Annotated in this window: 11 protein-coding genes; 1 reads left to right on the top strand and 10 read right to left on the bottom strand. The window is 30.8% G+C overall.

Annotated features, from left to right (window positions below):
• Window positions 1-60: 60 nt before the first annotated feature.
• The 8 genes from ACE193_RS23370 to ACE193_RS23405 form a co-directional block, all read right to left on the bottom strand.
• Window positions 61-1,998, bottom strand: coding sequence for an LTA synthase family protein (locus ACE193_RS23370; RefSeq protein WP_375560601.1), 1,938 nt, complete (start codon window positions 1,996-1,998; stop codon window positions 61-63).
• Window positions 1,999-2,215: 217 nt separating this feature from the next.
• Window positions 2,216-4,138: a GAF domain-containing protein gene (locus ACE193_RS23375; RefSeq protein ID WP_375560602.1), complete on the bottom strand. Its 1,923-nt coding sequence runs from the start codon at window positions 4,136-4,138 to the stop codon at window positions 2,216-2,218.
• A gap of 114 nt (window positions 4,139-4,252) precedes the next feature.
• Window positions 4,253-5,032, bottom strand: coding sequence for a grasp-with-spasm system SPASM domain peptide maturase (gwsS, locus tag ACE193_RS23380; RefSeq protein ID WP_375560603.1), 780 nt, complete (start codon window positions 5,030-5,032; stop codon window positions 4,253-4,255).
• Window positions 5,022-5,261, bottom strand: coding sequence for a hypothetical protein (locus ACE193_RS23385; RefSeq protein ID WP_375560604.1), 240 nt, complete (start codon window positions 5,259-5,261; stop codon window positions 5,022-5,024). Before ACE193_RS23385 ends, gwsS begins: the two co-directional genes overlap by 11 nt.
• Window positions 5,262-5,299: 38 nt before the next feature.
• Complete coding sequence (locus ACE193_RS23390; protein ID WP_375560605.1) at window positions 5,300-5,542, bottom strand: hypothetical protein; 243 nt, start codon at window positions 5,540-5,542, stop codon at window positions 5,300-5,302.
• A gap of 12 nt (window positions 5,543-5,554) precedes the next feature.
• Window positions 5,555-6,532, bottom strand: coding sequence for a grasp-with-spasm system ATP-grasp peptide maturase (gene gwsG, locus ACE193_RS23395; RefSeq protein WP_375560606.1), 978 nt, complete (start codon window positions 6,530-6,532; stop codon window positions 5,555-5,557).
• Window positions 6,533-6,605: 73 nt separating this feature from the next.
• Window positions 6,606-6,803 (bottom strand): hypothetical protein, encoded by a 198-nt coding sequence (locus tag ACE193_RS23400; RefSeq protein ID WP_375560607.1) that lies wholly within the window; start codon window positions 6,801-6,803, stop codon window positions 6,606-6,608.
• 226 nt (window positions 6,804-7,029) lie between these two features.
• A complete protein-coding gene (locus ACE193_RS23405) occupies window positions 7,030-8,445 on the bottom strand; it encodes an amidase (protein WP_375560608.1) in 1,416 nt (471 codons plus the stop codon).
• 548 nt (window positions 8,446-8,993) lie between these two features.
• Between ACE193_RS23405 and ACE193_RS23410 the strand changes: the two genes are divergently transcribed.
• Window positions 8,994-10,007: an IS110 family transposase gene (locus ACE193_RS23410; RefSeq protein WP_375559131.1), complete on the top strand. Its 1,014-nt coding sequence runs from the start codon at window positions 8,994-8,996 to the stop codon at window positions 10,005-10,007.
• A gap of 103 nt (window positions 10,008-10,110) precedes the next feature.
• Here ACE193_RS23410 and ACE193_RS23415 read toward each other — a convergent pair whose 3' ends face one another.
• The gene (locus tag ACE193_RS23415; RefSeq protein ID WP_375560609.1) at window positions 10,111-10,533 is read right to left on the bottom strand and encodes a hypothetical protein; all 423 of its coding nucleotides are present in this window, start codon (window positions 10,531-10,533) and stop codon (window positions 10,111-10,113) included.
• 12 nt (window positions 10,534-10,545) lie between these two features.
• Window positions 10,546-11,097: a hypothetical protein gene (locus tag ACE193_RS23420; RefSeq protein ID WP_375560610.1), complete on the bottom strand. Its 552-nt coding sequence runs from the start codon at window positions 11,095-11,097 to the stop codon at window positions 10,546-10,548.
• Window positions 11,098-11,214: the final 117 nt, after the last annotated feature.

Below are 11,214 nucleotides of genomic sequence, written 5' to 3' on the forward strand. Positions count from 1 at the left end.
TCAGACACAGAAAATACCTTATTACATTTACTTTTTACTTCTTAACTCCAACTTCTGACCTTATTTAGCTGCATAATCTTCTAAGAGAGCCTGTAAATAACTTTTTGAAAAAGGTAGTTCATTTAAAAGAGTATCTTTTTGAATTTCCTCCGAATTGGTTTTTACTTGTGTATCTTTTGTCATTTCAGTATAACGCAATGAACCATTAGGAGTAATCCAAGTCATTCCTTCATTATAACAATAGAACGCAAATTCTTTGGAAGAAGGATTTAATAAATCTTTTCCCCATTTAAAACTAGAGTTATCGATTTCTACTTGTCCTAAAAGGGTTTTTGCAATATCAGTTTGAGAGCCTATTTGACTTATTTTATTATTATTTTTCTCTAAAAACTCTTTTGAAATTGCATTTCCATAAAAAAGCAACGGAATTCTATATTTTTCAGTTTGATGGGTATCTTTATATAGTCTTGGCAAACGATGCCCATGGTCTGCTACAAAAATGAATAGAGTTTGGTCGTACCAAGATTGTTTTTTAGCTTCTTCCATAAATTTATTAATACTCCAATCAGCATAATAAGCAGCTTTTCTGAATAAATTAGCTTCTTTGTTATCCTTGTTGGTTTCTGTTTTGGCAGCTTCGTCATACGGTGTTTGGATAGGTGTTTCGAAAGGCTCATGACAGCTCAAAGTAAGTACTGTTGTAAAAAAAGGAGCTTTTTGAGTGTTCAAATCTTGGATTACTTTTTCAAAAACGATATGGTCATGTGCACCCCATTTTGAGTTTTTATCTTTTTCTTCAAATTGATTTTGGTCAATTATTTCATCAAATCCTGCATGATGCCAATAGGCTTTAAAGTTTGCGTACTCAGCTTCTCCTCCATAATAAACAGAAGTAGAATAGCCTTTTTCTTTAAACAAAGAGGGTAATGTAGGTAATTTTTCGAATTTTTGAGGTTCTTTAATAATAGATGAATTCATTTGGGCTGGGTATCCACTCAAAATACCTACAACTCCTTTATCAGTTCGGTCAGCAGTAGAATAAATATTCGTAAATAATAAACCTTCTTGAGTCATTTTAGAAAAATGAGATGCAATTCCTTTTTCACCTCCTAGTGTTTCGATGACATCAGCCGTATAACTTTCCATAATTACCACAACTACATTCGGACGGGTGTAACGAAGAATTTTTTCTTGTTCTTTTGGGTTTGCTTTATAAATTTCGTGTAGATTTTTTTGAAGAGTTTCGTTATCAAAAAACGTAATACCTGCTTGTTTACTCGCTTTATTTGTTTTGAGGATATTAAATAATAAATTCCACGATGTATTAGTTGCCAAATGATTGAGGGGAGCATGAACCGAATAATAAGCTGCACTTTGATTGATAGGAGCAAGTCCAACACCTCCACGAATTGCCAAAAATGTAAGTGCTGCTACCAAAAGACTAACCAGTCCATAACCTACTGTATAAAATATTTTATTATTATTCTGTGTAAAATTAAATTTTTCAAATTCTTTTGGATTATATACTCCAAATTTTGAAATCTGTTTATAAATGAAAATACCAAAACCTATAAGACTAATTTCCAAAACAATAGCAAGAAGAAGTTGTGAAGTAGTGATAGATGCCATCATTTGAGTAGGATAAAACAAAAATGAAAGTGCATAGGCATTGAGTTTATAGCCCCATTCGTGATAAAGTAATGTATCAGTAACACTAATTATTCCTATCAGCGTAATCAATAAATAATTAAACCTATGAATAAACTTAATAGAAAAAATATATCCAATCAAAAAGAGAGTTGGGATAGCAATTAAATACCCAGCCGTAGAAAAATCTAAATGAATAGCCTCCCAAAAAGCCTGTAATTGCTCTGAAAATAGATATTCACCAAAAATAGAATGATTATAGATGAAAAAAACAGTGCGATGAAGAGCAAAATAAAGCAACCAAAATACCCAAAGACGTAACCAAAAAGAAAGACGATAATTCTTAAACATAACCAAATTCTAATAATAACAAATAAGTAGGAGTAATTTTTTACAAAAATACGAAACCATAAACAGATTATTACAAAATGGTTACGATAAGAATCGTTAATTAACATTGAGATTTAATGGATTAACTTACTTTTAATATAAAAGAGTATCAAGCAAAAAAAACTTGATTAGGAGATAATCAAGTTTTAGAATATGTTTTATTAAAAGTAAATTTAACTTAATTCAAATTATTTGCTTTGACTTTTACATCTTGTTTGAGTTCATTTTCGGATGGAATATGTGCTAGACCAATCATAAAAATAATTTCTTTATTAATTTCCAAACGAGTAACATTTGCCAAGACAGAAATTTCTTTTTTAGCTCTTGTTGTGGCTTTATAGACATGATACATTACTTTTTCACTATCTCTTTTGGCATGTTTATTCAGACCACGTAAATCAGGAACAAATTTACTTATTGGATTTCCCAGTAGTTCTTCTTTACTAAACTCTAAAAGCTGTGTAAATGAATAATTCAGTCTTAAAACACGCCCTGAAGCATCTACAAAAGCAAAGGCTTGATTACTATTTTCAAAGATATGGTCTTTTTCATCCACTTGAACTTTTAGCTCGACAAGTTGTCTTTCTAGCTCCTCTCTAGTTGCCATTAGCTCTTCTGTATTTTGGCGAAGTTCTTCCTCTTGTGCGCTCATTTGCTGTGCAGAATACTTACTTTTTTCTAGTAAATTTTTCATTTTTTCAGCATTGGCAACACTTGAAATTGAAGCTGCTAATACTTCAGCAGTACGTTCAACTAATCTAATTTCTACTTCTGTCAATATTTCAAAAGAAGCTATTTCTAATACTCCTAGCACTTTTTCTTGTGCTTCTAACGGAACAACTAATACACAATTTGGCTTGGCATCTCCCAAACCTGCACTAATTTGAGTATAATCATTTGGAATATCTGTCATGAAAATTCGTTCGGCATCTTGAAAAACTTCTCCCAAAATTCCTTCATCACTTCTGACTTCTTTCTGTACATATTTTTTTCTTCCATAAGCATACGCTGAGCGCAAAATAAGCGTTTTTTCTTGGTTGGATGGAAGGAATATTGCTCCTTGTTGGGCATTTATATATTTTACTAAATTAGAAAGTAATTCATCACAAAGGACTTGCATATCTTCGGTATGTCTTCTGATTACCTGCCCCATTTCGACTACACCTTGATTTTGCCAGTTTCTTTCTTGTTCTGTTTTGGCGACTTGCTCTAAACTAATTTTCATTTTATGTAGTGCCTCTCCAAGCTGAGAGTCTGCTGGAAAACTATCAATATTTTTTTCAAAATTTCGTTTTCCTACTTCTTGAGCAAAGTCCTTTACGTCTTCTAATCCTTTTGAAAGCTGACGGATATGACTAAGTGTAGCACCAAATTCATTTGGTAATATAATAACTGAATCTGGGATTTTACCTTGTGAAAGAGCTTGTGTATATTGATACATTAGTTTGAGTCCTTCCAATACTTTTCTTAATGCTCTTCTACCTAAATAATATGTTGTAATAATAACGAAAAGAAAAAGAGGAGGAATTACAAAGTAATTATCTGATCTAATTTTATTATTTAATTCCTCTCTAGCCTTAATTTCTTCATTCTTCTCATCTATAATAAACTTATCTATACTTATATTGAGTCGCATAACTAAACCTGTCATGTCTATTCGAAGATAATTTTTGAGAGGATCACCTTTCTCTGAAAATTTTCTTAAATGACTATATTTTGTCTTGAGCTGATTCATGATTGGTTTTATTTCCAACACAGCTTCTATTTCTCCTTTCGAAAGTGTTTGAACAGAATCAAAATTTCCTGCTACTTTCTCATCAAAAATATCAAGAGCAGTTTGATAATAGATCTCCTCTGCATGTGGATCAGTGTCATATTGTGCATATAACTGTAAAAGCATAAAAGAATGATTGAGCGAATTTCTGAGTTCGCTGGCATGAAATTTCATACTTCTCATTTTATACAAACCTTCATGCTCTCTAAAAAGAGAATTTCCTCTCCATATAACAACTAAAAGTGTAAGTCCTAGCATAATAGTAACTAAAACATACGAAAATTGAAGTGTTCCTGTAAGTGTGTTGAGTGAAAAACGTTTTTGCATCTGTATAATTAAATCACAAAAAAAATAAATTTTCCCAAAAATATACTACAATATACAATTAGTTATTCAAAGTGCCTAAAAATGCTAAAATTTAATGGAATGATGAAGTATTTTTTATTCCTCCCATTGTGTAGTGTATGGGTTATAATTACATTTTGTAGGTTTGGAGTATTGATTTTTTTCTGATTTATAAGCTCTACAATCCATACATATATAACGAAACTCACACTCTTTACATATATCAATTTCATCTTTTGTGATACTCCACACTTTTCTAAATGAGTTACTATTAATTAAATTCTTAAAATCTATTTGTGAGATATGTCCAAAAGACTTTTCCATCGAAGGGCAGTTTTTTATATTTCCTTTTGTATCTATTCCTATTTTTCTATCTAAGCAGTTATTTACTTGTAATGATTCTTTAAAAAAACTTAGATTAGACATAAAGTAATGAGGTTTAATTAATCCACAATGTGTTTGGTCAGTAATTTTTTGTTTAGTATATAAAATAGAAATTGTGGATTGCTGTTCTGATTTCTCAAAAGGAGAATGGTGTAGAATAATTTGGTTTAACCTTCTATTTTGACTACGCAAAATAAGTATATTTTCGATAGTCCAGTTTTTGTTATATTTAATACTCAGATTAATAGTACGCATTGTTGAGGTTTCAAAGCTTCCTAAGATTTGATATATTTCTTCTATCTCTATACTTTTAAAAAAACGAATTTCTATTGCACTACAAAATAATTCACTCAATCGCTTGCTTATATCTTCAAAATCATGAGTAGAATTTTCATCTACATCTATAATTGCATTTTTGACAGGATTAATAGTAATTTCAGAAGCGAAATCTATTGGAATAAATCTATCTGGCGCATCGGTATCAAAAACCATATTCTTTTTCTTTTAGATAATTTATACAATCTAGTATGTTTTCTTTTTCTTCTTCATCTAAAGAAGATACATCTAATTGATTTTCAGATAGAAAAATATCACACAATTCATTAGGAATAAATAAAAAAGAATTTCGTTGTAAATCACAAATTGTGCTACGACTAGCTCCTCTAACAGGCACACAACAAGCAAAAAGTAAAAAATAAAGTTGATTATTAATTTTTATCATAGTTACAAGAAGAAATTTCGCACTCGGTTTTGTTAATTTTAGAAATTGGGGGATAAGTCTGTATTAATGGGAATATTATTTATACAGCTTGAAATATGTTTGTGATAAGGTTTTGTATAAAAATTTTCGGTTTTATACTTTGAAGAAACTGCTAGTTTTACTTTAGTAGTTTTTTTTGGATTTATTTTTTTTGTTTCTGGTTGTTGTTCTTTTTCAGCTAAAAGACAGTTTAGAGAAATTAGTTTAATTTGTTGTTTATCTATTTTTTGATAATATTTCATTTTTTGTGCAATTTAATTTTTGTCCATTTCTATTAATTTTTGAGCTATTTTTTGATTTAAATCATAGCCACAAGAATCTGCCACAATACTATATTGTCCTGTTGGATTGACCTCTAAAAAATAATATTCTTTGTCTTCTTTGGAGCGTATAAAATCTAAAGAACAACTATTCAAACCAATATGCTTGAGCATTCTATCCATTTTATCCTCTAATTCTTTTGGAAGTTGGTAGGGAACACTTCTTGGACTTTGTTGTGAGAAACTAATTTTTCGTGAATCAACTTTAGTATGCTGACTATTTTGAGAAAAAATAGCTACTGAATAAAATGCTCCATCTAAATAATAAGAGCGAATTTCGTATAACTTCTCAATATTTTTTTGTACAAGTGATGGATAAAAATTCTCATCTGGAAAAGTATCAATCTCTTTTTTGTCTATCAAAGTAGTAAACATAGAGTATGTTCCGTCTTCTTCTCTAAAAAATTCCATTTCATAAATTGATTTAGAAATCAAACTTGTATGCAACTCCATCAATTTATACAAATCCGTCTTTGTAGAAACAATATAAGAATCTGGTGTTTTTATTTGAAAAGAATGTGCTGTACGAAGTATATCTAATTTGTGTACAGTCCAAACATGAGGAGGAATAAGCCATTTTTTATCTTTCAGAAAAGAAATTAATGTTTGTGTCAGAGTACGAAATTCATACGCAAGTTGATTCAAAATATTACTTTTGATACTATCTTTAGTATCTAAATAAAAACTTGAATGAGAAAATCCTGCAAATTTATTCAACCAAACAACCTTAATCTCATCTAATAAAATTTTGTTTGTATCAATGATAAGTTCATTTGTTTGTATTGATAAATAAACTTGTTGAGTTAGAAGTTGGTCTGCATTAATTCGAAGGTATGGATATTGATAGTGTTCCAACCACTCAACTACAAAATCTATATTGAAATCATAACTAGCACTTAATAATAAAATCATATTTTTTTATATATAAAAATCAACAAAATATAAATATTTATATTTTGTTGATTTCAAGACAGTTTAATCGCAATTATTCTTTGCTATCAAGTGGTGGAGCTTCTTCTACTCCTAAATCAAGTTTTACTTGAGTTTCCATATTTGCATCCCAGTAAGTAGTGTAAGGCATTGTATCACCATTTTTTCTTCCACCAACAAAAGTTTCCATTTGAGATGCTTCCAATTTTGTAGCATTTAAGTTTTTGAGGTCTGATAATTTTACTTTTTTCATAATAATTAAAAAATTAAGGGATTAGATTAAAAAAACTCACGTTTGTGAATTTCTGTGTTACTTAACACATGGCAAGTATAACAAGAGTTATTGACATTAATGAAGTATGATTTATAAGCGTAACGTTTTGATTGATAAACGTTAATGAGTTATATCAAAATGCACAAAAAAACCTTTCTAATTTTTTAGAAAGGTTTTTTTGGGTCAGATAATAAAAACTAGATAATTATATTTGAGGAGCTTTGTATCCCCCAAAAATTTCTTCTAAGTGCTTTCCAACAGCAAAACAAATATCTTCACGAAACATATTTGCTGTAATCTGAACACCAATAGGCAAACCATCTTTTGAAGTACCACAACGAACAACCAAAGTAGGCAAACCCGAAAGATTATGAAGTTGAGTATAAACAAAATCACTTATAGAATCATAAGTAGTTCCGTGTAAAGGTGCTGCGCTAATCGTAACAGGCGAAATAATAACATCAGCAGTTTGAAAAACTCCGAGAAGTTGTTTTGTAATAATATCCCATTGCATCAAAAACATTTGAAAATCAGTCAAAGAAACTATATTCTCAGGTTTATCCATCTCAGCAAAGAGTTTTTGTAAAACAATTCCGTATTCTGTTGTATTAAAAAACTGTTCTAAGGCAAATTTTGTAGGCATACTTCCTCCTCCTCCAGCAAAAAGTGTAAACCAAGTAGAAAATGCTTTTTCTAAAAAAATAGGATTGATTTCTTCTACTGACTGAGTATCTTTTTTGAGTGAATCAACTACATTATTTATAGTTGTTGAGGTATCTGAATCAATTTCTACAATTCCTTCAAAACCTGTATAATAAGCTACTTTAAGTTTTTTAATGTCTATTTTTTTGCTTGATTCTAATGGATATGTGATAGAACGTGGGTCTTGTCCATCACTTCCAATAAGCTGATGATAAACAAATTCCACATCATCGACATAACGAGCCATTGGAGAAGTATAAGCTAAAAAGCTAATCATTCCATTGGTTTCAGGCAAAATTCCAGTCAAAGGAACACGTCCACGAGTAGGTTTTATTCCCACAATTCCTGTATAATGAGCAGGCACACGAATACTTCCTCCTGCATCCGTTCCAATTCCTAATGGCGAGCCTTGAGCAGCAATTAAAGCAGACTCTCCTCCACTACTTCCACCAGAAGTACGATTTATGTCATAAGGATTATTTGTTCTTCCATAAATTAAATTATCCGTTTCATAAGCTCCTCCAAATTCTGCCATATTACTACACCCTAACACAATAGCACCTGCATCTTCCAAACGCTGAACAATAGTAGAATTGGTTTGATTGATATTTCCTGCTAAACCTTTAAGACCAAATGTAGAAACTCCTCCTTTTACTTGTACATGGTCTTTTATTGTCACTGGTAATCCTAAAAGAGGTTGTTTTTTATCTTTTTCTTTATTGTTGCTTTTATTATCTAACTCTTTTGCTTTTTCTCTTGCTTGTTCGTATAATGGAACAGCCATTGCATTTAAAGCAGGGTTTACTTCTTCAATTTTAGAAATATGAGCTTCTACAACTTCAGAAATTTTAAAATCATTTTTTTTTATGCCTTTTAAAATATCAATAACAGATAATTCTGTGATAGTTTGTGTCTTCATAATTGTTAATTAGGAGTCTTGAAAATAGGATTTTGTTGTGTTTTGTACATGATAAATGTATTAAAATCTTATGGTTTTACAAATTTTTAGTCTTTATTAATTATGATTTATACAAAAAAAAAACTCAAATAAGATTTATTTGAGTTTTTTGTTGTACTATTGAAAGAAAGTCGTTGCAGGAAGTTTATAAATAAGACCTATCAGTTATATAAATCTTCAGATTTATGTAGTCAAGTAAATACACAAATACGCTAGTATATTTGAATTTCAAATACAAATACACGGCCTTTAGGTTTGTAGTAGATAAAATAGATGTAATTTCTTATCTTGTATTTAAGAATTCATCTAGCAGATAGAGAACCTATATCCACGGCAAGATTTTGAAATCTATATCCTGAATCAGCCTCTATCTGCTTTTATTCAATCTCAAACTCAAATAGTTTTCGGAGTATTTTTATTGACCTAAAAATAAACTCATTAGATAAGGTTTTAAGTCTGATTGAATACGATGAATCACTTTAAATTAGTCACCCTAAATTAACTTTTTTATGCCAACTTACCAAAATTTTATAGGTATTGATGTGAGTAAAAACCATTTAGATATAGCTCTTTTTCAAGAAGGCAAACCCATCAAATACAAACATATTGTGAATAATTTAGAAAGTATAACTTCTTACCTTTCTTCTTTTCAAGACAAGCATGAAATTAAAGAAAGTTTGTTTTGTATGGAACATACAGGTGTTTACATTAACTGGCTTTTGGTTGCTTTTAGTGATTTTAAGTGTTCTATTTGGGTAGAAAATGCTCTTCAAGTAAAGCGTTCTGGAGGAGCTAATAGAGGTAAAAATGATAAAGTTGATGCTGGGCGTATTGCTACTTATGCGTTTCGTTTTCAAGACAAAGCAAATCTATATTGTCCACCCAGTGAACAGCTAGAAGACTTAAAAACACTTCAAAAACTACGTAAAACGCTAGTCAATCATAAACAAGAGTTAGAAACGTATGTCAATGAACAAAGTCAATTTAGTAAATCTTCTACTCAAAAACTGCTTGAAGAAAACTCTAAAGCTACTTTAGAGCATTTGACACAAAGGATAAAAGAGCTTGAAGAAGAAATGAACCAAATTATAAAAAACGACCCACATCTTAAAGAACTCTATCAATTAGCTACTTCCGTGACAGGAGTAGGAAAAGTAACTGCTATTCAGTTATTAGTAGCTACTGATGGATTTACTAAGTTTGATACAGCTAAACAATTAGCTTGTTATTGTGGTGTTGTTCCCTTTGAAAATTCTTCTGGAAAATTCAAAGGAAAAGCTAGAGTTTCAAAAATGGCTAATAAGCAACTTAAAACGGCTCTACATATGTGTGCTTTATCAGCTTTACAAGTGGAAGGAGAATTAAGAGCTTATTATTTAAGAAAAGTAGCAGAAGGTAAGAATAAAATGAGTGTCATTAATGCCTTGCGAAATAAAATTATTCAACGCATTTTCGCTTGTGTAAAAAACAAAGTTTTATACGATAGAAATGGAATAAATTTTAACAATTTTTCTAAAGGTTAGACTTGGTTTTACCATAGTTTTCAGGATGCCGAATACATAGCTACTCAATCGCAAGATGCGAGCGAGAGCCATTTTGTTTCTTGTGAGGGAGCAGGGGAATAATTCAAATATACTTCAGTTTAATAGAACTTCCTGCTGATTTTGAATCATAAAATGCTTCAATTTTTCCCCATTCTAATTCTCGTTCTTTACCAAATTGTTCATCCAACCAGTCATTAAAACGAACTAGGTTTGTTTCCTCAACTTTCTTGTTCCATGAATCCCAACTTGGGTTTCTATCATAAGGTTTGTCTTGAAAAATAAACGTAAAACCGTCTAATTTTTTATCACGGAAGAGGAAAGATATATTAAAGTATAGTTTATCGATTTTGAGATTTTTAATCTCTATCCAATTCCAGTTATTACCCATCTGCTGAGTCTTTTGGGAAGTACCGAGTTGCCATTTTTCAATGGTTGATAAACTCGTTTGAGGAGTGATTCTGTGTTCATTATCAATTAAAAGATGCCCTGTCTTTATATCAAACATTTATAGTTGAATTTATTCCTGTAAACTAATTGTATCCAGAACTGCAAGATCAGTCGTATAGTTTTCTACATAAATCTGCCAAGCACCACCAGTACCATATTGTGGATTGGCAAGGGTACGAGCAATGGCTACAGTCGTTGTTGCATTGAGATCAAAAATACCTACATCTGGACGATAGCCAAAAGTAGGGTGTGCCTTTACCTGCAAACTTTCCCAGTAAGGAGCTTTCAAAGTATCCGAATCAATCAATGTTTGAGCAATCGTATAGTATTCAGATTGCCCTGGAAGACCACCATATAAGTCCAAACCAGCAGGAATAGTAGCTGTTGCCCATTCATCAACACCAGGATAATCGCCAGAACCTTGCCATCCTTTGACTGTATTTAATAATGAGGTATCAGATACCCAAATCGCATCTATGCCCGTATCTGCTCTAAAAGCTTCAATAACAGAATTTGTTGGTATGCTTGTATCATCACTTTCTTTACAAGAAGCTAGAGGCAACACAATAAGAGCAAATAACAATAAATGATAATTGCCTAATACTCTCTTCAAATGATTCATAATAGTTTGTAATTTAATATAAGTAACTGGGCAAAATTATTTATAGGTTAACAAAATCTGTCTGACACCTCAAAGGTGTCTTGACAGTTTAAATTTCCATTTTCTAATTCTTTTTTA

Origin of the sequence: Bernardetia aquimarina (assembly GCF_042180575.1) — a bacterium.
Taxonomy (GTDB): Bacteria; Bacteroidota; Bacteroidia; order Cytophagales; family Bernardetiaceae; genus Bernardetia.